This window comes from Imperialibacter sp. (genome assembly GCF_040222385.1).
GTDB lineage: Bacteria > Bacteroidota > Bacteroidia > Cytophagales > Cyclobacteriaceae > Imperialibacter.
Genome location: NZ_JAVKDF010000022.1, coordinates 208,641 through 230,979 on the forward strand (window position 1 = coordinate 208,641; position 22,339 = coordinate 230,979).

The 22,339-nt window shown below is 46.9% G+C and carries 16 protein-coding genes; 7 read left to right on the forward strand and 9 right to left on the reverse strand.

Annotated features, from left to right (window positions below; all coding sequences use genetic code 11):
- The first annotated feature begins 51 nt into the window (after window positions 1-51).
- The gene (locus tag RIG68_RS08565; RefSeq protein ID WP_350121116.1) at window positions 52-4,203 is read left to right on the forward strand and encodes a hybrid sensor histidine kinase/response regulator; all 4,152 of its coding nucleotides are present in this window, start codon (window positions 52-54) and stop codon (window positions 4,201-4,203) included.
- Window positions 4,204-4,212: 9 nt separating this feature from the next.
- Here RIG68_RS08565 and RIG68_RS08570 read toward each other — a convergent pair whose 3' ends face one another.
- Window positions 4,213-4,971, reverse strand: a complete 759-nt coding sequence (locus RIG68_RS08570; protein WP_350121119.1) for an MBL fold metallo-hydrolase — start codon at window positions 4,969-4,971, stop codon at window positions 4,213-4,215.
- Between the two features lie 74 nt (window positions 4,972-5,045).
- Complete coding sequence (locus tag RIG68_RS08575) at window positions 5,046-6,533, reverse strand: Na+/H+ antiporter NhaC family protein (protein WP_350121122.1); 1,488 nt, start codon at window positions 6,531-6,533, stop codon at window positions 5,046-5,048.
- Window positions 6,534-6,668: 135 nt separating this feature from the next.
- Here RIG68_RS08575 and RIG68_RS08580 point away from each other — a divergent pair, with 135 nt between their 5' ends.
- On the forward strand, window positions 6,669-7,865 hold the full coding sequence (locus tag RIG68_RS08580; RefSeq protein WP_350121125.1) for a C40 family peptidase: 1,197 nt from the start codon (window positions 6,669-6,671) through the stop codon (window positions 7,863-7,865).
- A gap of 338 nt (window positions 7,866-8,203) precedes the next feature.
- On the opposite strand, the gene ppgK is transcribed toward RIG68_RS08580, so the two are convergent.
- The gene (gene ppgK, locus RIG68_RS08585) at window positions 8,204-8,944 is read right to left on the reverse strand and encodes a polyphosphate--glucose phosphotransferase (protein WP_350071689.1); all 741 of its coding nucleotides are present in this window, start codon (window positions 8,942-8,944) and stop codon (window positions 8,204-8,206) included.
- A gap of 129 nt (window positions 8,945-9,073) precedes the next feature.
- Between ppgK and RIG68_RS08590 the strand changes: the two genes are divergently transcribed.
- The gene (locus RIG68_RS08590; RefSeq protein ID WP_350121128.1) at window positions 9,074-9,406 is read left to right on the forward strand and encodes a PadR family transcriptional regulator; all 333 of its coding nucleotides are present in this window, start codon (window positions 9,074-9,076) and stop codon (window positions 9,404-9,406) included.
- Window positions 9,403-12,063, forward strand: coding sequence for an ABC transporter permease (locus tag RIG68_RS08595; protein ID WP_350121131.1), 2,661 nt, complete (start codon window positions 9,403-9,405; stop codon window positions 12,061-12,063). The genes RIG68_RS08590 and RIG68_RS08595 overlap by 4 nt, the downstream gene beginning before the upstream one ends.
- A gap of 20 nt (window positions 12,064-12,083) precedes the next feature.
- Here RIG68_RS08595 and RIG68_RS08600 read toward each other — a convergent pair whose 3' ends face one another.
- Both RIG68_RS08600 and RIG68_RS08605 read right to left on the reverse strand, forming a co-directional pair.
- Window positions 12,084-12,335, reverse strand: coding sequence for a glutaredoxin family protein (locus RIG68_RS08600; protein ID WP_151996694.1), 252 nt, complete (start codon window positions 12,333-12,335; stop codon window positions 12,084-12,086).
- Window positions 12,332-13,504 (reverse strand): cation:proton antiporter, encoded by a 1,173-nt coding sequence (locus tag RIG68_RS08605; protein WP_350092881.1) that lies wholly within the window; start codon window positions 13,502-13,504, stop codon window positions 12,332-12,334. The genes RIG68_RS08600 and RIG68_RS08605 overlap by 4 nt, the downstream gene beginning before the upstream one ends.
- A gap of 314 nt (window positions 13,505-13,818) precedes the next feature.
- Here RIG68_RS08605 and nagB point away from each other — a divergent pair, with 314 nt between their 5' ends.
- A complete protein-coding gene (nagB, locus tag RIG68_RS08610; RefSeq protein WP_350118753.1) occupies window positions 13,819-15,783 on the forward strand; it encodes a glucosamine-6-phosphate deaminase in 1,965 nt (654 codons plus the stop codon).
- Window positions 15,784-15,816: 33 nt separating this feature from the next.
- Window positions 15,817-16,767 (forward strand): nitrilase family protein, encoded by a 951-nt coding sequence (locus tag RIG68_RS08615; RefSeq protein ID WP_350121134.1) that lies wholly within the window; start codon window positions 15,817-15,819, stop codon window positions 16,765-16,767.
- A 30-nt stretch (window positions 16,768-16,797) separates the two neighbouring features.
- Here RIG68_RS08615 and RIG68_RS08620 read toward each other — a convergent pair whose 3' ends face one another.
- The gene (locus tag RIG68_RS08620) at window positions 16,798-17,373 is read right to left on the reverse strand and encodes a 2'-5' RNA ligase family protein (RefSeq protein WP_350121137.1); all 576 of its coding nucleotides are present in this window, start codon (window positions 17,371-17,373) and stop codon (window positions 16,798-16,800) included.
- A 95-nt stretch (window positions 17,374-17,468) separates the two neighbouring features.
- On the opposite strand from RIG68_RS08620, the gene RIG68_RS08625 reads away from it, so the two are divergent.
- Window positions 17,469-18,923: a gluconokinase gene (locus RIG68_RS08625; protein WP_350121140.1), complete on the forward strand. Its 1,455-nt coding sequence runs from the start codon at window positions 17,469-17,471 to the stop codon at window positions 18,921-18,923.
- Window positions 18,924-18,939: 16 nt separating this feature from the next.
- Here RIG68_RS08625 and RIG68_RS08630 read toward each other — a convergent pair whose 3' ends face one another.
- From RIG68_RS08630 to RIG68_RS08640, 3 genes are read right to left on the reverse strand one after another with little or no spacing between them, the layout of a single operon-like run.
- Window positions 18,940-19,512: a Maf family nucleotide pyrophosphatase gene (locus RIG68_RS08630; protein ID WP_350121142.1), complete on the reverse strand. Its 573-nt coding sequence runs from the start codon at window positions 19,510-19,512 to the stop codon at window positions 18,940-18,942.
- On the reverse strand, window positions 19,478-20,779 hold the full coding sequence (locus tag RIG68_RS08635; RefSeq protein WP_350121145.1) for a DUF1015 domain-containing protein: 1,302 nt from the start codon (window positions 20,777-20,779) through the stop codon (window positions 19,478-19,480). The genes RIG68_RS08630 and RIG68_RS08635 overlap by 35 nt, the downstream gene beginning before the upstream one ends.
- A gap of 9 nt (window positions 20,780-20,788) precedes the next feature.
- Complete coding sequence (locus RIG68_RS08640; RefSeq protein ID WP_350121148.1) at window positions 20,789-22,294, reverse strand: acetyl-CoA carboxylase biotin carboxylase subunit; 1,506 nt, start codon at window positions 22,292-22,294, stop codon at window positions 20,789-20,791.
- Window positions 22,295-22,339 lie beyond the last annotated feature (45 nt).

A 22,339-nucleotide genomic window follows, 5' to 3' on the forward strand; every position in this document is an offset into this window, starting at 1 on the left:
ACCGACTCCTTGCAACACATTGTACCTCCTGCACTCACCCTACACTCTCTTATGAAATATTCACTTGCACTCTCACTGCGACCTTTGGCACTTGTTTTTGCCATGCTTCTGCTTTCATCCGACCTTCTGGTGGCCCAAAACAAAAACTTTAAATTTGGCCAGCTTAGCATTGACGACGGTCTTTCCAATACCAATGTTATCTGCATTCTGCAGGACAGCCGTGGTTTCCTTTGGTTTGGTACCCGTGACGGGCTCAACAAGTATGATGGCTATAATTTTACCGTTTACAGCCATGACACTAAAGACAGTACCACCCTGGGCGCCAATCTGATAACTGGTATTGTAGAAGATGAAAATCATAATCTGTGGATAACCACGGAAGGTGGAGGGCTAAATAGGTACGACAGGTTTGCCGATAGTTTTCAAAGGTTTCAACACAACAGTAACGATCCTGAAAGCATTGCCAGTAACATTGCCGTCAGTTTGGCCCAGGATCGCCAGGGTAACCTTTGGATAGGCACAGAGAGCTCTGGGCTCGAGTTTTTTGACAAAAGGACGCAAAAGTTCACCCACTACAGTCACGACCCCGCCGACAGCCTGACGTTAAGTGACAAGAATGTGGAGGCGGTATATGTCGACAAAGGCGATAATGTTTGGGTCGGGACAAACAAAGGCGGACTTAACCTTTTGGATAGAAAAAATTCAACATTTACACACTTTGCCAACGATCCGGCGGACTCAACCTCGCCATTGGCCAGCAATTATGTCAGGGCAATTTATCAGGATAAAAAGGGAAGACTATGGATTGGTACGGGCGGCGGCGGCTTGCATTTATTTGACTACGAAAGCGGGAAAGTAAGCAAGGTTCAAACCCAAAAGAGAATGGGTAACGAAATGATTCATGCCCTTGGAGAAGACGATGAAGGGAATATTTGGATCGGCCACGAGAACGGATCGCTTGTGATTTACGACCCCGCAGCAGGCACCTTTGTTGACTACGCCAAGAGCGAAGGTGAGTTTGGTCTGAAAAGCAATTCAATATGGTCTTTTCTCGCAGACGCCAAAGGAACCATGTGGATTGGGACGTTCAATGGTGGCGTAAATTTTGTCGACAAGGATGTTAATAAATTTGGCCACTATCAGCACAATCAGTCAACCAACAGCCTTAGCAATAATATGGTACTCTGTTTTCTTGAGGAAGACGAAGGAAATGTTTGGATTGGCACCGATGGCGGTGGGCTGAATTTGTTCAATGAAGCGGATAAGTCCTTTGTTCATTACGAGCACGTCGAAGGAGATCCCAATACTATCTGCGGAAACTATGTGCTCACGGTGATCAAGGACAATGAGGACAACCTTTGGATTGGAACCTGGGGCGATGGACTTACAGTATTCAATAGAAAGAAAAACACTTTTACGCATTACAAGAACGACCCTGCTGACCCGAACAGCCTCAGTAGCAATAATGTATGGAGCTTGTACCAGGACCACGAAGGAACTGTTTGGGTTGGTACCTACCATGGAGGGCTGAACCGATTCGACAAGGAATCTAACGGTTTTGAGCGATTTGTCGTCGAAGAAGGTAATTCAAAAAGCCTTTCGAATATCAATGTAACGTCGTTTCTGGAAGATGAGAGGGGCAATCTATTGATTGGCACCCACGGTGGAGGAGTGAACATTCTTAACAGACAGACAAAGGAGTTCTCGTTGTTTGACAATGGCAAGATATCAAGCAATATGATATCGAATCTTACCAAAGACTCCAGGGGCAACATACTTGTGAGTACCGACAATGGACTAAACATAGTAGACAAGACCGGGCAGTCTGTCGAAGTTATTCAGACGGCAAATGGGTTGCTTAACAACACAGTAGGTGGTGTGATTGAAGACGAGCAAGGCAACCTTTGGATAGGCACCAATGGCGGTATTTCGAAATATAACCCGGGCAAAAAGGAAATAAAAAACTACACGGCCTCCGATGGACTCCAGAAAGCGGAATTTAAGGACCACGCTTACCTCAGATCCAGCAACGGAATGTTCTATTTCGGGGGAAATGATGGTTTCAATGTTTTTGACCCGGACAGCATAGAAAGCGTTTCGTTCGATCCTCCAATAGTTTTGACAAGTTTCAAGGTGTTCAATGAAGAACTGCCCATATCTGCTGCCGACAAAAGCAAGTACAAACTGAAACGTCATATTACCGAGGCCGACAAGGTGACTCTTTCATTTGAGCAAGCCGTGTTAACCATTGAATTTGCGTCACTTAACTACACCACCTCCGAAAGGAAGCAGTACCAGTATATGCTGGAAGGATTTGATGAGGAGTGGAATAAAGTTGGTAATAAAAATTCCGCCACGTACACGAACCTGGATCCAGGCAACTACATCTTTTTGGTCAAAGGATTGGACAACGAAGGTAATTGGTCAGAAAATGTAGCTAAGCTTGAAATTGAAATTCTTCCACCTTTTTGGCTAACATGGTGGTTCAAAGTATTTTCCAGCTTCGCTGTGGCAGGCCTTCTGGTAGGTTACTACCGAATTAAGATGGGAAGAGTAAAAAGTCAAAAATTCAGACTCGAAAAGCAGGTAGAGGAAAGAACCAAACAGCTGGAGAAATCCACGAATCAGGAGCGGCAGGCAAGGTTGGACGCAGAAAAAGCCAACAAAGCCAAAAGCGTTTTCCTGGCTACGATGAGTCACGAAATACGAACACCGTTGAATGGTGTGTTGGGGATGGCCTCTCTTTTAGCAGAAACCCCACTTGACGACGAACAAAAGGAATACTCCGCAACGATCAAAATTTGCGGTGAAGGGCTCCTTAGCGTTATCAATGACATACTCGACTTCTCAAAAATTGAATCAGGCAATATCGAGCTCGAAGAAAAAGATTTTGACCTGAGAAACTGCATCGAAGAAGTGCTGGACATGTTCGCTAACAGAGCGACTGTGGCAGGGCTTGACCTCATCTACCAAATTGGCTACAATGTGCCTACGCAAGTAGTGGGGGATAGTCACCGATTGAAACAGGTATTGGTAAACCTTGTTAGCAATGCTATCAAATTCACCAAGGATGGAGAAATTTTCGTCAATGTAAAACTGGGCGATAGCTCAAATGGAACATTGGGACTGCAAATTGATGTTAGCGATACAGGAATAGGAATTCAGGAAGACAAGATTGAACGCCTCTTTAAGCCATTTTCACAGGTCGATAGCTCAACCACCCGTGAGTATGGCGGAACTGGTCTTGGCCTGGTCATCTGCGAGCGACTTGTAGGCCTGATGGGTGGGGAAATTGAGGTGCAAAGCACGCCTGGCATTGGCACAGTATTTTCCTTCAATATAGTTGTTGGCACCAGCCAGCAGGCGCTGCGCACATACGTGCATTTCAATGTTGCAGGATTGGAGGGAAAGAAGGTGCTCGTGATTGATGATAATTCTACCAATTTGAAGATTTTGAGCAACCAGCTAGAGCTGTGGAAGCTGGCGGCCTCAGTCGCCACATCGGGCAGCGAAGCCATCGAACTGGTGAAACGACAAGGTGCTTTCGACCTCATCATCACAGACATGCACATGCCGGAAATGGACGGAGTGACACTGGCAAAAAGTTTGAAAAAGCTACATAAGGATACGCCCATTATCCTCTTGAGTTCCCTGGGAAACGATCATCACAAGACGTACACAGACCTGTTTGCTGCCGTACTCACAAAGCCAGTTCGCCAAAGTGAGCTTTATAAGGCTATTATCGACCAACTAAAGGGGAAAACACATAAACCAAAAGAGGAGCCAGCAACATCTAACCAGTTGAACGCAGAGTTTTCGAAAAAGCACGCACTCAAAGTGCTGATTGCCGAGGACAACCTGGTCAATCAAAAACTAGCCGAGAGGGTGCTGAGCAAGCTCGGGTACAGCCCGGTAATCGTTCAAAATGGACAGGAGGCAGTGGATGCTGTGCGTGAGGGTGCATTTGATCTCGTGTTCATGGATGTACAAATGCCCATACTCGATGGCCTTGAGGCCACAAAACAAATACGACAGATGACCGGAGAGCAGCCAATTATTGTGGCCATGACAGCGAACGCCATGCAGGGCGATAGCGATATTTGCATTGCCGCAGGTATGGACGACTATATCAGCAAGCCGATAAAGGTAGAAGAACTCGTTGTATTGCTCAGGAAGGTGTCGAGTATGAGTGTAACAACCTGATAACGCCTATTAGACTGTATTCGCCTTCACCTGCGTAGCCTGATACCTTTTTGTGAGCTTTAAGAGCTCGGCATTAACATCTTTGTCAAGCAAGCCGCCGTGGTAGCAAACTAGCTTGTCTATCACTAAGCTCTCAAGCTTGCCAACCGATGCAAGGGCTGCTGACATGTCCAGAGTGAATTGTGGGTTGGCGATTTCCAGCTCCCCATTTTCCACCACTACAGCATCTGCGGCAATCAGGGTATGGCTATCCTTCAAATAGAGGGAAATATGGCCTGGCATGTGGCCAGGCGTATGAATTACTTCGACCCCTTGCAACAATTCGAGGTCGTTCCTCATGCCAAAAACTTTATCTACAGCAACAGCTTTCATCTGCTTTAACTGATCAATAAAATGGCGTGCCCCTGCTTTGTAAGACTCCGGGAGCTGATCATAGGTGTCTTCAGCCTGGATCAGTCTAAGCGATTTTTTGCTGCCGTCGATATACCCCGCTTCCTGGTCGGATGACCAAACCTTCAGGTGTGGGTGCTTCGCCTTTATTTCGAAAAGGCCTCCCATGTGATCAATATCATGGTGGGTAATGAGAATGCCGGTTAGTTCATTGAAGGAAAGGTTGACCTCAGACAAGGCCTCTTCCAGCTTCGGCAGGAGGCCTTCATACCCGCAGTCGATGAGCAAGGTTTCACTGCCCGACTGAATAACTGTTGGGTAAATGGCCTCTTCGGTGCCATTGAAGTTGAATTTGATCTCAAGTATATGAAAGCTCATTTGAACAGCCGGATAGCGTTACAAATGATCCCATACGAGAAATGAGGGAAGAATGTTGACCTGTCTGCCAGGCCTTAAAGCGTCACAAAACCCACAATGACGTACAGAACCACTGTGATGCCACCAGCCACAAGTGCATAGGGCATTTGCGTTCGCACATGGTCGATGTGGTCAGAAGCAGATGCCATAGACGAAATCATAGTAGTGTCGGAAATAGGCGAACAGTGGTCGCCGAATACACCGCCACCCAGTGCGGCAGCGATGGCCACATGAGGGTCGGTGCCGAACGACTGAGCCATGGGTACGGCAATGGAAATCATAATCGCAAAAGTGCCCCAGGAGGTACCTGTTGAAAAAGCAATGAAACAACTCACTGCAAAAACAATGGCAGGCACCAAGGCAGGCGACAACCAGCTTTTTGTTACCTCGGCCACGTAAAAACCTGTGCCTAACGTCTTACAAAGGCTTCCAATGGCAAAGGCCAGCACCATAAGCAACGCCATGGAGATCATGCCACTCATGCCTTTTAGCGTCAGGTTAATCATTTCTTTCCCAGTCATGATGCCCTGCAGGCCATACATGGTAGCTGCCACAGCCAGCGAAGTGATTACGGCATAGGTAACCGAGGCAGAGCCTGAGCCACCACCTATGGCCTCGAAGACGGCGTCAAACATGCCCGGCTGCTGCGACCAATTGATGCTACCCCAGCCTGTGTAAACCAGAAAAATGGGCATCATTACAACCATGGTTACGATAGGCACGAGCATATTGATGGCCCGCTGGGGTTTGCCTTCGATGGGTGCTATGATGGTAATCTCCTCTGATATCATCGGCGTGGCACCATCTGCAATCACCTTGCCCTCCACACGAGCCCTGGTTTCAGCCTTTTTCATCGGCCCAAAATCTTTATTGGTGATGATAATCCAAAAGAGAAAAGCAACGGCCAGCAACGGATAGAAATTAAATGGGAGCGAAGCAAACAATGTGGAAAAAGGTCGTTCAAAGCCCTGCATAAGCAGCAAACCCATGATATAGGCTCCCCAGGCATTGAAAGGGATGAGGATACAGGAAGGGGCAGAACTAGAGTCACATATATAAGCCAGTTTTTCTCTGGAAATCTTCAGCTGATCAAAAAGGGGTCTGTATAAGGTACCTGTAGTAAGTACCGAAATATTGGACTCCACGAAAATGAGCATCCCGGTTATACCCGCCAGTAGTCTCACATACAGCCCTTTTTTCTCGGCGTTGTCCTTATGGGTGCTCTCCATTTTCTTGTTCACATAAACGATGAAGCCTTCAACGCCGCCGGATCGCTGAATGAAGGCAATCAGAGCGCCGATAAACAAGGTGAAAATCACCGTTCTGGTGTTTCCGTCATCTTTGAACACATCCACCATCGCCTGCACGGTATTCAACGACCCTATGAAAGGATTCCACCCCGCCAGAATGACGTAGCCCAGCCAGATGCCTATGACAAGCGCAACAAACACCTGCTTGGTGCGGATGGCGAGAAAAATGGCGATAACAGGAGGGAGGAGCGAAAGAAAGCCGTAGTGATCCATGTAATGAGTTAATCGTAGTCAGCTAAAACTACTAAATGATTTTATAAAAATTGTGGCTGATATGATTAATGCGTAAAATCGTTTTTGAATTCAATTAGAAGACCTATTCTGTTTAAACAGTGGTCATCAGAAACTATGACAAAGTATATCAAGCCATTCTTTACCATAATTGTGCTGTCTGCGTGTGTGGCAGGTTGCAAGCCGGCCAGCGAAGAACAGAAAGAATCCTTTGCAGACGAAAAAATTGCCGAAATGAGGCTGCAATTTGCTCCTGACAAACGGGTGGCTTTGTTTCAGGTGGCATCACGAAATGAAGGATTAAAGACTGTATTAACCGGTGAAACAAATATACCCGAGGCAAAAGCAGCGCTGCTTGACTCGCTAAAAGACCAAGGGCTGTCGGTCACTGACAGCATTCAGGTATTGCCGTCGGCTGCATTGGAAGGAAAAATTTATGGGCTAGTCAACAACTCTGTTGCCAACATCCGCTCCGAGCCTCGTCACTCCGGTGAACTGGCCACCCAGGCGCTTTTGGGCACTCCGCTAAACGTGCTGAAGCAAAGTGGCGAGTGGTACCTGGTGCAAACACCCGACAAGTACATTTCATGGGTTGACCATGGCGGTCTGGTGTTGCTTGACAAGGCTGGCTTCGAAACCTGGAAAAGCGCCGAAAAAATCATTTACACACGGGTGGCTGGATTCTCGTACATAGCAGACAGCGAAACTGCTCAGCCGGTTTCAGACCTTGTGATGGGCTGCGTGCTGGAGGTTGTGGGCGAGGGGAAAGACTTCTATCAGGTGAAATACCCTGATGGAAGAGAAGCATTTGTAAATAAAAAGGAAGCGAAGCTCGTCGACAGCTGGCTGGCACAGGCGAACCCCACTGGCGATAATTTAACAAACATTGCTTTTCAACTAATGGGCGCTCCCTATCTATGGGGTGGCACATCCTCCAAAGGAATGGATTGCAGTGGCTTTACCAAGACAGTATACTTCATGAATGGACTGGTGATTCCACGTGATGCCTCGCAGCAGGTGCATGCTGGCCAGCCTGTTGACTCGGAGCAACCATTTGATCAATTGGAAGTAGGTGACCTGTTGTTTTTTGGCACACCAGCTACTTCAGATAAGAAAGAACGGGTGGTGCATGTGGGCGTGTGGATCGGTGACAAAAAGTTCATCCATGCGTCAGGCCAGGTACGGGTCAGTAGCGTTGATCCAGATGACGAGCACTATGACGAATACAATGTCAATCGTTTTTTGAGGGCCCGCCGGTATGCCCCCGGCTTAGAAGGAAGTATTCTTCAACTAAAAAATGAGGTGCTTTTCTAGCCAAATTGGCTCGACTATTTGATTGAACCTCGCATTTCCTTTCGGGTGCAAACCCATTGACCTTACGACATCGTCAACGCATACTTTTTTTGGGTCTGCTTTTTCTCCGGCTGGCGATTTGCAAAGTATCGAACTGCCTTTTCCTCAAATCTAATGAGACCTTTTCTCTGATGAAAAAATCTTGCGGCGTCACTAATGGGTGATTTTGGTGCAGTTATCTCGCTCATTTTTTATCTGGTTTATCGTGTCTACATGGTAAAATTACCATGAGGCACTCAACCAGAAAATGAGTTCGATCAACAGACGAAAAAGACTTTTGTCAGTTTTTTCCAGAGGTGTTACGTCAACTCCTTTTTTGCAGCGAGTGCTGCTCCAATAATGCCCGCATTATTTCTGAGCTTGGCGGGAACAACCTTAGTCTCCAGATCCAGGTACCTGAAAAATTCCTTGTGTTTTTTGGAGATGCCGCCACCCACGACAATTAGATCGGGCCACAGCAGAAATTCCAGCCTCTTGAGGTATTCATTAAATCTTTTGCCCCAAACTTCCCAGTCAAGCTCTTGCTTTTCCTTCACACTGGCAGATGCATAGTGCTCACCGAAGGTGTTGTTCACCATGATATACCCCAGCTCGGTATTGGGAAAAAGCCTTTTCTTGTAGAAGATGGAGGTGCCTATGCCCGTTCCTGCAGCCACCATGATTACGGATCCTTTTTCCTTTTTGCCAGCGCCAAACTTCACTTCGGCTAATCCAGCGGCATCCACATCGTTGATAAGGTGGGTAGGGCAGCCAGTGGCCATTTCGAAGGCTTTACCAGCATTAAGGCCAATCCACTTTTCGTCGATATTGGAGGCGGTCATCACAATTTCTTTCTTGATGGCAGCCGGGAAACCAATGCCAATGATGCCTTTCCAGTCAAAATGTTCAACAATGGCTTTAACAGTGGCAATCATTGCATCTGGTGTGGCTGGGGAGGGTGTAGGGATTCTGAACCGATCTTCCATGAAGGAGCCTGTTCTTGTATCCACGGGAGCTGCTTTCATGCCTGTGCCACCAATATCAATGCCTAAAACCACCATTGTACTCTGTTTAAAGGATGTTTCCGCTAAGCTATAATATCTCTTTCTATATAAAAATTATTCTTTTGCTCTCTTTTGTAGAACAAATATCCCCTTACCTTCGTATTAGTTCTACAAAATAGAGTGACTATGAAAGGCGACGTATTGGGTGAGTTTGAAGAAATCATCTTGTTGATAGTAGGGGTGCTTGGCCAGGATGCCTATGGACTGGGTATCCGAGACGAGCTTGAAAAGCAGACAGGGCGCAGTGCTGCCATTGGTGCTGTGCACGCCACGCTCAACCGCCTGCAAGAAAAGGGATATGTGGAGTCCGGGATGAAGGAAGGCACGCAGGAGCGGGGAGGAAGACGAAAAAGGGTATTTCAAATGACTGGTTTGGGGAAAAAGGCCCTGACTGATTCAAAGGATGTGCGGGTTAATTTGTGGAGTCAGCTTCCCGATTTGAATGTTGGAAAAGTATGAACAATTCGTCTCCAGACATCGGAGGGCCACCCATTTGGGCCGATAGGTTGCTGGAATTCTTCTGTAAGGGCGAGTTGCTGGAAGAGGTGCAGGGTGATCTTGCCGAGTACTATTTCAGAACCTGTAAACAGAAAGGAAGGGGGAAGGCGGGTATCATCTACTGGTATCACGTGATCAACTTTCTGCGCCCTTTTGCATTGAAAAAGCTAAAGTCAAACTCAAATACAACAACAATGATTCGTTTCAACCTAATGATTGCTCTCAGGAACCTGAACCGCTACCGGTTCTATTCTTTCCTGAACATCTCCGGCCTCGCCATAGGGTTGGCAAGCTGCCTTTTCATCATGCTTTTTGTGATGGATGAGCTCAGTTATGACAAGTTCCATCCCGACTATAAAAGGATATACAGGGTGGCGTCAGACCTGAGATTTGGCAACAATCAATTCGATTTTCCTGTCACGCCTGCTCCCATGGCAGAGTCGTTCCTGAAGGACTTCCCTGAGATTGAAATGGCCGGAAAAATGCGAACCTACGGTACTGGCCTCGTTAAAAAAGGAGATGCTTTCTATAAACAAAAGAACATCTTTTATGCTTCGCAGGGGCTGCTGGATATTTTTCGGTTTCCCACAGTATATGGCTCCCTGGCGAATGCTATTACCGAACCCAATACTATTGTATTGTCTCATTCTTCTGCTAAAAAGATATTCGGCGATATGAACCCCGTTGGGGAGAGCATTAAGATAGATGAACGGTTAACCGTAAAGGTTTCGGGCGTGTATGAGGACCTGCCTGAAAACAGCCATTTTCATCCGGAGCTTTTAATTTCGATAGAAAACGACCGGGGCAATGACAATGTTTGGCTGGGCAATAACTACTACACCTATTTTTTGCTGAATGCCCAGAACGACGAAACAGGCCTTGAAGCGAAATTTGCCTCGGTGTATGAAAAGTATTTTGCTCCGCAGCTCAAGGAAATGGTGGGTGTGGACTTTAATGAGATGATGGCAAGTGGCGATCATATCAACTACTACCTTCAGCCTGTGGCCGACATTCACCTCAATTCTCATTTGGCCGTTGAAGTGGAAGCCAACGGAAGCATGGAATATGTTTACATTTTCAGTGCCATCGCTTTATTTATTCTAGTTATTGCTTGCATTAATTTCATGAACCTGTCCACAGCAAGAGCCGCCATGAGGGCCAAGGAGGTAGGGGTCAAGAAGGTGCTCGGATCGGTCCGACGACAGCTCATTAGCCAATTTCTTACTGAATCCATTCTGTTCGCCTTTCTGGCTTCCCTGGTCGCTGTTCTTCTCGTTGTATTGCTGCTGCCGCTTTTCAACAGTTTCAGCGGAAAAGAAGTCGGGCACATCCTACTCGATCGGCCAATTGTTTGGGTTTATCTCGTTGCCGCTGTGTTTGGCATTGGTGTATTGGCCGGGCTTTATCCAGCCTTTTACCTGTCGAAGTATCAGCCGACTGCGGTTTTGAAAGGCACTTACCAGGCGGGTAGCAGGGCTAGCTGGTTTCGAAACGTGCTGGTGGTTTTTCAATTCGCCACTTCGTTGTTCCTTATTATCGGGTCTCTTACGGTGTACAGTCAATTGAATTACACTCAAAACCGGGACCTGGGCTTCGACAGGGAGCAGGTAATAATACTTGAAAATGTTGGTAACCTTGGAGACAAGAACAAAGTGCTCAGGAACGAACTAGCCAAGAATGCTTCTGTCGTAAATACCTCTATATCCTCTTTTTATCCGCTGAGTGACTTCCGTTCCGACCAGCCGTTTCTTCCCGAGGGCACAACCAGCATTGAAGAATCAGTTTCGTGCCAGGTCTGGTCTGTTGATTTTGATTACCTAAAGACCTTTGAAATGGAGGTTCTCAGCGGGCGGGACTTTGATATCCAAATGCCAAGTGATTCTTCGGGGGTTGTGATCAATGAAACTGCTGCGAAAAGGTTTGGCATTGAGCAGGCTACGGGCCAAAAGATTAAGGTGCTGGGTGATTTCGGTGTGCAAGGTAAAAAGGAATTCACGGTTCTTGGTGTGGTAAAGGATTTTCACTTCGAATCGTTGAGAAACAATGTAGTGCCTGTTTTACTATTCATCACAAAATACTCAGCAGACCACATGGCTGTAAGACTAAAGACAGACAACCTTTCCAGGTCATTGGCCGACCTTGAAGAAACCTGGAGTCAGGTCGCCGGGGGCATTCCTTTCGAATATCAGTTTCTGAACCAGTCTTTCGAAGCAAAGTACCGGTCGGAGAGCCAGCTAGGCACTATCTTCGCCGTTTTTTCAGGGCTAGCCATCTTTATAGGCTGTCTGGGGCTTTTTGGACTCTCGGCCTACACTGCCGAAAGAAGAAAGAAGGAGCTTGGTATTCGCAAAGTGCTGGGTGCTGAGGTGTTCTCGCTGGTGAGGCTGCTCTTCACCGAATTTTCTATCCTCCTGGTTATAGCCATCATTGTCGCCATTCCATTAGCCTGGTATGCCATGAATCTTTGGTTGAACGATTTTGCCTACAGAGTAGGCCTGAGCCTGGGCACTTTCGTTGTATCCAGCCTGATAGTCATCCTGGTTGGGCTGGTCACCGTCAGCTTTCAATCCTTCAAGGCTGCGAGATCAAATCCGGTTGATAATCTGAAATACGAATAGTAAGCCTGGCAGGCAGGCGGTCACACCAACTTGTTCCTTTTCAAGCTCTCCCGTAGTTTTTCTATGGGAGGGTTTTTCATTTTATCGTCACCCACCACAACCATCGGGAATTTGACCAGCCCTCCGTTCATCGCCTTCACTTCCTCCATTGCTTTGTCGTCTTTCTCGATATCCAGAAATTCGAAGTCTACCCACTCACTTTGAAGATAATTACGAAACCCTGATGTTTTGGGGCACCAATCGGCACCATAAAGTTTTGGTTTTTCGCTCATGCAGAAGCTGGTTTAGCAAAAATGTTAGAAAGTCTGTCGGCATTTTGAATGACCAGTGGAGTAATGGCCATCGTTATGATAGCAACCGGAATGAAAACTTTAAAGTTCGTTTCCGAAATCAACCCCTGATTGAATCCAGCTTTGACCAGGATGAAGGAAAACTCCCCAACCTGCATGATCATAAGAGAGGAAATGATTGCAGTCTTCGTGGGCACCTGTAGCGACTTTCCAGCAAAAAAGCCACCGAAAAACTTAAGGATCAGAACGAGAAATACTCCCATCATCACAAGCAGTGGACTTTCAAAAAATATGCGATAGTCGAGGAGCATGCCAAGCGAAATAAAGAAGAAGCTGATAAAGACATACCTGAATGGCAAAAAGCAGCTAATGGCCAGTTTATTATAGTCGGTTTCAGCCACAATCAAACCCGCAATAAATGCTCCCAGTGCCAGCGAAAGGCCAAGGTAGGACGTGATGGTGGTTATCATGCAAACAATAAAGATGGTGGCAATCAGAAACACCTCCTGGCTTTTAGTTTTCATCACAATCACTAAAAAAGGTGGAATAAGGTATCGGGCCGCCAGCACAGCACCTGCCAAAAGTGCCGCAAGCTTGAGTACCAGGATGGCAATGTCCATGACCCAATCGCTGCTCTGCCCCGAAAGGATAGGTACCAAAAGCATCATAGGAACGATGGCAATGTCTTGAAACAACAGAATGGCAAGGATCAGCTTGCCGTGGCTTGTAGGAATTTCTATTCTGTCCTGGAGCTGCTTGATCACTATTGCAGTGCTGCTGCAAGTGACAATAAACCCAAGGAATACTGCCTGATTCCATGAAACACCAAAGAGCCTGGAGAGAAGCGTTGAAAGCAGAATTGTGAATATCACTTGAAGCGTTCCTCCCACTAGCACATATTTCTTAATCTTCAGCAGGTTCTTGATCGAAAACTCAAGCCCAACCGAAAAAAGAAGTAGAATGACACCAATTTCCGCAAACACTTCCACTTCGGTAGCACCATGTAAGATACCGAAGGTGGTGGGGCTTACAATGATTCCTGTGAGAAGAAAACCAACGAGGTAGGGGATTCTAAAATAATTACATACAAGTACAACCAGGATAGTTATACCGAAAATGATGCCTATAGTAAGTAAAATAGGAAGATGCATAAGGGAACTGGGTTGGTCGTATGCTTTTAGCTAAAATTTCATGAAATTTCCTACAATAGCAAAAATTCAATCGCAGAAGTAGTAATTTGAAAGGCTCACACCTGAAAAATGGACATAAAAGGATACGCCCAGCGGAGAAGGCCCTGCCGGAGCAGAATTGAAGGGTTGCTCTTGGAACTGGCAATGATAGATACTCCGGAGATTGTGTTTTCATCAGTTGATTGAACAAAAACAAAAAAAATGCTTTCAAATAGCTTTGTGTGCGCACACATTTTTTATACCTTGCAGCAGATTTGGAAACAAACGACACCAAGATGACAACAAAAACCGCCAAAGGATACGACTTCGTCGCTGTGCCTGACATCAGAACAGTAGATAAAAAGGAACTGACTCGTTTTGAGAGAATTCCCACAGAGATTTTGCCCACCAGTCAGCTTGCTTCGCTCAATGTGGCCAAAGAAATTGCTGAACTGATAAAAGCTAAGGCTGCCAAAGGAGAAAAGTGTGTGCTGGGGCTTGCCACCGGTTCCACCCCAACCCAGGTGTACAACCAGCTCGTAAGAATGCACAAGGAAGAAGGGCTCAGCTTCAAAAATGTGATCACATTCAACCTGGACGAGTATTTTCCTATGCAGCCGAATGAACTACAAAGCTACGTGCGGTTCATGAAAGAGTACCTTTTTGACCATGTGGACATAGACATGGCCAACGTAAATATACCTGACGGCACCGTAGCTAAAGAAAACGTTTATGAATATTGCCGCAACTATGAAGCGAAAATTGACAGCGTAGGAGGTATTGACCTTCAGCTTTTGGGCATTGGCCGCACAGGTCACATCGGCTTCAACGAGCCGGGTTCTTCCATAACCTCACCAACAAGAATGATTACCCTTGACCACATCACAAGGGTAGATGCTGCAAGCGACTTTTTTGCGCAGGAAAACGTTCCACGCCACGCCATCACCATGGGTGTAGGCACTATCATGAAAGCCAAAAAGATTATTCTGATGGCCTGGGGTGAAGGAAAAGCCAAAGTTATAGCAAGAACAATAGAAGGCGACGTGTCTGAGCAAGTGCCAGCTACGTATCTGCAGCGTCATTCAAACACACAGTTCTATCTGGATATTTCTGCCTCGGCCGAACTGACGAGGGTGAAAATGCCATGGCTTGTAGGTGAAGTAACCTGGGACGACTACCTGACGAAGAAAGCCATTATCTGGCTTTGCCAGAAGATGGATAAGCCAATTTTGAAATTGACCGACAGAGACTATGCCGAGCATGGCATGAGTGATCTGGTGACAGAACATGGCCCTGCCTACCAGATCAATATTAGGTTGTTCAACGAGCTGCAGCACACTATTACAGGTTGGCCGGGCGGCAAGCCTAATGCCGACGATACACACAGACCAGAAAGGGCAATGCCTGCCACCAAACGTGCGATCATCTTCAGTCCACACCCCGACGACGATGTAATCAGCATGGGCGGTACGTTTATCAGGCTGGTGGACCAGGGACATGAGGTTCATGTAGCTTACCAGACATCTGGCAATATTGCGGTGTTTGATGACGATGTGATCCGTTTTGCTGACTTTTTCCGTGACTTGAGAAAAGAATTCAACTATTCCAATCCTCAGGAAACAGATCTCTATAAAGGAGTGAAGGAAGCTTTGAAAAAGAAAAAGCCAGGAGAGGTAGACACACCAGAAGTAATGAAGATCAAAGCCTTGATCAGGCGTTCAGAAGCCAAAGCTGGTGCCAGGTATGTCGGCATTCCTGATGAGCAAATGCACTTTCTGGACATGCCGTTCTACGAAACAGGTAAAGTAAGAAAGAAACCGATTGGTGAAGATGACATCAAGCTCATCATGGATTTGCTTGACAAGGTGAAGCCTCACCAAATCTACGCAGCGGGCGACTTGTCGGATCCACATGGCACGCACAGGGTATGTCTTGATGCCATTCTCCAGGCCGTCGACAGAATGAAGGGTGAGAAATGGATGGATGACTGTAGGGTTTGGCTCTACAGAGGTGCATGGCAGGAATGGGAGATTGAGAACATCGACATGGCCGTGCCTATTAGCCCCGACGAGCTGATGAGAAAACGAAAGGCCATCTTCAAGCACCAGTCGCAGAAAGACGCTGCTGTGTTCCCCGGCAACGACGCCAGAGAGTTCTGGCAACGAGCTGAAGACAGAAACCACGACACCGCCAGGATTTACGATTTACTTGGCCTGGCTGAGTATGAAGCCATTGAAGCATTCAGAAGGTATTATTTCTAACAAAAAAGGGGCTTCGAGCCCCTTTATTTTTCTATGGAAAAGAAGCCGATAAAAATTGCAGTTGCCCAATTTCAACCTAAGGATGGCGACAAAGTTTACAACCTCTCAGTGATTGATAAGCTCACCAAAGCTGCCAGCGATAAGGGTGCCGACGTGGTCAGCTTTCATGAAATGTCCATTACTGCCTACACCTTCTTCAAGAACCTTTCAAAGGATGAGATATTTGCTCATGCCGAGGCAGTTCCAGATGGCCCAAGCTGCCATCAGTTGATAAGCATCTCGAGAAAACACAACATAGCGGTGCTGGCCGGTCTTGTGGAGCTGGACGGAGATAAAGTATACAACACCTATGTGTGTGTAACAAAAGATGGTGTGATAGCCAAGTTTCGTAAGCTTCATCCATTCATTAGTGAGTACCTCAGTCCAGGTAACGAATATGTTGTTTTTGACCTGCTGGGTTGTACATGTGGCATCCTGATTTGCTACGATAACAACGTAGTAGAAAATGTGAGGGCCACCGCACTGTTAGGTGCTGAGGTCATTTTTGCGCCCCACGTAACCATGTGCACACCTTCGGCCATGCCTGGCAGGGGGTATGTTGACGATGCACTCTGGCAAAAAAGAGTCACCGATCCTGTACCACTTCGCATGGAGTTTGACGGGCCCAAAGGCAGAGCCTGGCTGCTTCGCTGGCTACCCGCAAGAGCCTATGACAACGGCGTGTACTATGTCTTTTCCAACCCCATTGGCTACGACGGAGAGCACCTGAAAAATGGCAATTCCCTTGTCCTTGATCCTTACGGCGAAATATTGACCGAAATTCGGAGTTTTGAAGATGAAGTGAGTGTAGCCACTATCACGCCGGAGAAGCTAACACTGGCAGGAGGCTACCGATACAGAAAGGCCAGAAGACCGTCGCTCTATAAGGATATTATTGGGAAAGAACACGAGTCGATCACTAAGCCGACGTGGCTGAAATCATAGTACCGCTTGCCGTGAATTGCATGTCTGCTTCTAATTGCTTGCCAGAATAATTTCCCGGTACGGGCCCCACTTTAACGGCTCTTCCTTTTGCTGTTTTCTCTTGAGTACGACCAACCTGTCGCAGGTAAAGGATTTTTGAAAACGCAGGGTCTTAATATCATCCCAGGCTTTCTCAAACAAATCAATCGGGATCGTTCGTCCAAGGGTAATGTGCGGGTCGTAGCTATGTTTCCGTAGTCTGAAAAAATTGGCCAGCCACTTTTGAAGGTAAACGATACTGTCCTTTCTCTCTATATTCACGTAGAGCGTCCGGCTTTTTTGCCCATGAGAGTAATAGTCAAATCCGTTAACATCTACCTGAAATGAAGGCATCCAGCTGATATTCATCAGCTCCAGCATGTGATCCATTTGGTCAGTGCTGGAGATATTAAAAAGAGAGATATGTGGCGTGGAATGGTGACCCGCATATCTGCTGCCAATGGCATTAAAAACTCGATCTTTCAATGCTACAACATCTTTTTCTATCTCTTTCAAATGGATCAAAAACAAATATTCGAACACCTGCTGACTTCTCTGGGCTGGAAACAAGGAAGAACTTTCGCTCATCTGGATCAAATTTTAGTCTTGGTTTTCATATTAGTAAAAAGAAACGATTTAATTCGCCATAAGTTTACAGATCATAGTTTTTCGAAGATAATTGGATGCAGTACCTCGTCGGTTTAGATATTGGCACTACCAGCACAAAAGCAGTTGCATTTGGCATTGATGGCAGGCAACTCAAAGTAGTCAATAATAATTACCCTCTTATTTCTCCACAGGAGGGTTGGTTTGAACAGGATCCAGGGCAAATTGTTCGTGCATCGGAGACTGCATTGAAAACGCTGATTGAGCAGCTAGGAGAAGAGCCGCTGGCTGTAAGCATTTCATCGGCGATGCATGGACTAATGCTGATAGGTAAGAATGGCGAGCCTATCACCAACCTGATTATCTGGGCAGATAACCGAAGCGACAAGGAAGCCAGACAGCTAAAGGCCAGCGACGAGGGTTCAGCCATCTATTTTGCGTCTGGCACGCCTATTCACCCGATGTCACCGTTGTGCAAACTGCTCTGGCTGCAAAAAAACCGCCCGGATTTGATGCAGCGGGCAGAGAAATTCGTTTCGATCAAAGAGTACATTATTCATAGATGGACAGGGGAGTACCTGCTAGATCAGTCGCTGGCCTCAGCTACCGGCTTATACAATAACGGGCAGACAAAGTGGAATGACCTGGCATTGCAAGTGGCCGGGATAAAGGAAGCGCAGTTGCCGGTTGTAGTTCCAACAACGACAATTCTTCCGAAGCTCAAAGCTGATGTCGCTCAGCAGCTTGGTGTTAACGTCGACCTGCCAGTGGTTATCGGTGCCAGCGACGGCTGCCTCGCCAACCTGGGATCGGGCGTGCTCGACGCAACGACTGCCTCGCTGACCATCGGAACCAGCAGCGCCTACCGTAAAACCATCGATAGATTTGTCATTGATGACAGGCAAAGCGTGTTTAACTATATCCTTACAAGCGACTTATATGTTGTTGGCGGGCCGTCTAACAACGGCGGTGTGGTGGCCCAGTGGTTTGAAAAGGAATTTGGCGATGGGGAGTTTGACGAACAGGCGCTGCGATCGGTAAGGCCCGGGAGTGACGGCCTGATTTTTCTCCCTTACCTGCTCGGCGAAAGAGCCCCGATATGGGATCCGGAATCAAAGGGTGTGTTTTTTGGCGTGCAGATGAACCACACCAAAAATCATTTCTATAAAGCGGTGTGGGAAGGTGTTTTCCAGGCCGCACATCATATTGCGGAAACTGTTGATCACGTAACAGGAGAGGTGAAAAACGTGGTAGTAAGTGGCGGCTTTGCCAAGTCAACCTACCTCATTCAAATGCTTTCTAATGTGCTGCAGAAGCCCTGCCGGCTTTGCAACTCCGCCGAAAGCTCATCTTTTGGTGCAGCTATTCTTGGCCTGCATGCCATTGGCGAACTAAAAGACCTGAAGGACGCATCGGGGCTGGTACATTTTGAAAAAGAGTTTTTGCCAGATCGGGCAGAGGCTCAAGTGTACCGGGAAGGCCTGGAAAAATCGAAGAGAATCTACAGTAAGCTGAAAGACGAGTTCAGCTAGCGTGTCAATAGGCCGCTCACAAACGGTATTTTACTAGCCGTTGGTACACTTCCTGAATGGGTAAGCCCACCACATTGAAATAGGAACCTTCTATGCCAGTGATGCCAATCATGCCAATCCACTCCTGTATGCCATAGGCACCTGCCTTGTCGAATGGTTTGTAATTACTGATATAGTAATCAATTTCTTCATTGGTCAGCTCTTTGAAGGTTACCCGGGTCGATACCGAAAAAGCGTCAAGGCCGTCTGGTGCTGAAATGCAAACGCCCGTAATTACGTCGTGCGAACGGCCTGATAACCTGCTGAGCATTTCAAAAGCCTCTTTGTGGTCGGCAGGTTTTTCCAGCAGCTCATTGTCCAGCACAACTGTCGTATCGGCTGTTACAATGATGGCATCTGAAAGTTTTTTGAGATAAAAAGCACTTTTTTTCCTGGCCAGGTATTCGCCGACCTCCATTTTTTCGAGGGAGGCTGGATAACTTTCATCCACCTGCTCGGTGTATACTTCAAAACTAAATCCCGCCTCTCTTAGCAATTGCTGTCTTCTGGGAGAGTTAGAGGCTAGAATCAAAGGGTGACGTAAATTCATCTTCTTGAATGGATCCAAATAGAAAACCGCAAATGACTTTGGGGTAAAAATAAGTAGACTTTTGAGGGAGGGTATACCCACTCAAACACACTTCTTTGATTGTTTCGATAGATATGTCTTTGGTAATCACCGCAAAATGCGCCTCTCCGCTCAATACACTTGAATGGCACTCGGTGAAGTTTCGCTCGAACGATATTTTTTCAGACCTCGTTTGATCTTTGCCAGCGATACCCAATATCTTTTCAAAAATGATGAAATGCATGACTGTCAAATCGAGTTCTTTAATTTTATCAGGAAAGTTCCATTCAATAAGGCCGATGCACTCCGGTTTCAGCCTGATTTTGTAAGCCTCGTCACCCATGAGTAAACCAAAAGCCCATTGCTTACCCAGGATAATCTCATTGACATCAGAAGCATTTTCCACCGGCTTTATGATAAAGTACGCTGCCAATTGAGTAAGCAGGTGTGCCGGATCAAATTTTGGCAGGTTTTTCACCAGGCGATGGGTAGGCAAAATTCTTAAATCGTGCGCCTCCGTGTTGGTGAAGTACATCATGTGGTAATTGAAGGCTTCTTTGCCGGTAGCCGTCGGCTCTTTGGCCAACTGCATTTTTTTGTATCGCAATGATCCTTCGTACCTGTGGTGGCCGTCGGCCAGTATTATCTGCTTATCTTTCATGATGGAAACGATTTTTCGTATCGATTCCGCATCGTTCACAACACCCAGTACATCCCGTACTCCCTGATAGTCCTCTGCTTCATAAATTGGCCGTTGTATGCTGGCATCCAGAATAGCCTCTATTTGGAAGTCCGGGTCGGTATACAAACCGTGTGTGGGGCTCACGTTGAGTTTCGTTTCTTCAAGAATGGCCACCCTGTCGTCAACCGAATGCGGCATCGTACTTTCGTGTCGCATCAGCACTTTGTCCGACCAGTCGTAAGCCCGGATAAAGGCGACAAAGCCCTTTCGGCAGTATTCTTTACTCTCACCGGGTAGCGTAAAATACTGGAAGTAGCTATAAATGCCCGGCACCATGTCCTGAACAATTACTTTTTCGTCCTTCCAGTTTTGAAGGGTTTGCCCTGCTTTCCAGGCGGCATTTTCTCCCTGGGGCACCGACAAATGGATACTGTTGTGTGGGTGCTGATACAACCTGGCCCTCTGCTTCTCAGAAACAACGTCAAAAAGGGGAGAAGTTAGTTCGTCAATTTGTTTTCGCAGCTTGTAGTTATATCTCCAGGCTTTAAAGGGTCTTATCTCAGCCATTCCTTTTTGCTACAGTTTTGCTCTTTGTTTCCACTGGCTCAGCTTTACATCCGACGGGGAACTGGATGTACTTTGTCCGGAACTATTTTGAGTGACGGCCATTTGCTTTACTCCCAGGAGGGCTGCTATCTGCGCTTCCTGTTCCGTTAGGTCAACATCCAGCGACGCTGGGGTGAAGTACTTTTCAACAAACCGGGTATCGAAATTCCCTGAAACAAAGGCCTCGTGTTGCAAAACAAAGCTGCAGAATGGAAGCGTCGTTTTTATGCCTGATATTTTGTACTCGTGTATGGCCCTGAGCATTCTTCCGATGGCAAGTTCTCTTGTTTCAGCATGCACGGTCAGTTTGGCAATCATTGGGTCATAATATATAGGTATATCCATGCCTTCCTCAAAGCCATCATCCACCCGCACGCCAAGCCCCTGCGGGCGCACATACGTAACCAGCTTTCCAATGTCAGGTAGAAAATTATTGGCAGGGTCTTCTGCGTATACCCTAACTTCCAATGAGTGTCCATGTATTTTCAAGTCTTCTTGTTTGATATCCAGTGGTTTGCCTTCTGCAATCAGTATCTGCTGTCTGACAAGGTCAATTCCCGTAATCTGTTCCGTCACTGGATGCTCTACCTGTAAACGGGTGTTCATTTCAAGGAAGAAAAAATCGAGATTCTCATCTACTATAAACTCCACAGTGCCAGCTCCGTAGTAGTCGCATGCTTTGGCCACTCTAACTGCTGCCTCGCCGATGGCCATTCTTTTCTCCTGACCATAGACAGACGAGGGCGCCTCCTCAATGACTTTCTGATGCCGCCGCTGAATACTGCATTCTCTCTCAAACAAATGAATGATATTGCCATGCTGATCACCCAGCACCTGCACCTCAATGTGTCGTGGCGAGGTGATATACTTTTCAATAAAAACAGCACCATCGCCGAAAGCCGATTCGGCTTCACTAATGGCCCGCTGCATTTGTTCTTCAAATTCGCTCTCCTCGTTCACAATCCTCATTCCTTTGCCGCCGCCGCCGGCGCTTGCTTTGATGAGTATTGGATAGCCCACCTCAGCGGCCTGTTTTTTGGCTTTAGGTATATCCGTGATGGCAGTTTGAATACCAGGCACCATGGGTATGTCGTAGTGAGAAACAGCCTCCTTGGCCGCCAGCTTACTGCCCATTACCTCAATAGAAGCTGGGGATGGGCCGATAAAGATCAGTCCGGCTTTCGCTACCTTATCTGCGAAAATGGCATTTTCAGAGAGAAAGCCGTAGCCGGGGTGAATGGCATCGGCCCCGGCTTTTTTCGCTACGTCAATGATGGCCTCCATCTTAAGGTATGACTCCTTTGAGGGTGGGGGGCCAACGCAGAATGCTTCGTCCGCATATCTAACGTGTAATGCTTTTCTATCTGCTTCGCTGTAAATCGCCACAGTCTTTATCCCCATTTCCCGGGCTGTTCGCATCACCCGCAGGGCGATCTCACCTCTGTTGGCAATTAATATCTTCTTAATGTTGGGCATTGATGTTGTTTTGACAGTCAGTGAGCACAATGCTACCTATTTCAA

Excerpts from the sequence above, each read along its gene's own strand:
- RIG68_RS08570 (WP_350121119.1), bottom strand. The coding sequence starts at position 4,971 with ATGAGCTTTCATATACTTGAGATCAAATTCAACTTCAATGGCACCGAA.
- RIG68_RS08640 (WP_350121148.1), bottom strand. The coding sequence starts at position 22,294 with ATGCCCAACATTAAGAAGATATTAATTGCCAACAGAGGTGAGATCGCC.
- RIG68_RS08565 (WP_350121116.1), top strand. The coding sequence starts at position 52 with ATGAAATATTCACTTGCACTCTCACTGCGACCTTTGGCACTTGTTTTT.
- RIG68_RS08635 (WP_350121145.1), bottom strand. The coding sequence starts at position 20,779 with ATGGCTGAGATAAGACCCTTTAAAGCCTGGAGATATAACTACAAGCTG.
- ppgK (WP_350071689.1), bottom strand. The coding sequence starts at position 8,944 with ATGGTGGTTTTAGGCATTGATATTGGTGGCACAGGCATGAAAGCAGCT.
- RIG68_RS08580 (WP_350121125.1), top strand. The coding sequence starts at position 6,669 with ATGACAAAGTATATCAAGCCATTCTTTACCATAATTGTGCTGTCTGCG.
- RIG68_RS08600 (WP_151996694.1), bottom strand. The coding sequence starts at position 12,335 with ATGAGCGAAAAACCAAAACTTTATGGTGCCGATTGGTGCCCCAAAACA.
- RIG68_RS08630 (WP_350121142.1), bottom strand. The coding sequence starts at position 19,512 with ATGAATTTACGTCACCCTTTGATTCTAGCCTCTAACTCTCCCAGAAGA.
- RIG68_RS08590 (WP_350121128.1), top strand. The coding sequence starts at position 9,074 with ATGAAAGGCGACGTATTGGGTGAGTTTGAAGAAATCATCTTGTTGATA.
- RIG68_RS08575 (WP_350121122.1), bottom strand. The coding sequence starts at position 6,533 with ATGGATCACTACGGCTTTCTTTCGCTCCTCCCTCCTGTTATCGCCATT.
- RIG68_RS08620 (WP_350121137.1), bottom strand. The coding sequence starts at position 17,373 with ATGAGCGAAAGTTCTTCCTTGTTTCCAGCCCAGAGAAGTCAGCAGGTG.
- nagB (WP_350118753.1), top strand. The coding sequence starts at position 13,819 with ATGACAACAAAAACCGCCAAAGGATACGACTTCGTCGCTGTGCCTGAC.
- RIG68_RS08595 (WP_350121131.1), top strand. The coding sequence starts at position 9,403 with ATGAACAATTCGTCTCCAGACATCGGAGGGCCACCCATTTGGGCCGAT.
- RIG68_RS08625 (WP_350121140.1), top strand. The coding sequence starts at position 17,469 with ATGCAGTACCTCGTCGGTTTAGATATTGGCACTACCAGCACAAAAGCA.
- RIG68_RS08605 (WP_350092881.1), bottom strand. The coding sequence starts at position 13,504 with ATGCATCTTCCTATTTTACTTACTATAGGCATCATTTTCGGTATAACT.
- RIG68_RS08615 (WP_350121134.1), top strand. The coding sequence starts at position 15,817 with ATGGAAAAGAAGCCGATAAAAATTGCAGTTGCCCAATTTCAACCTAAG.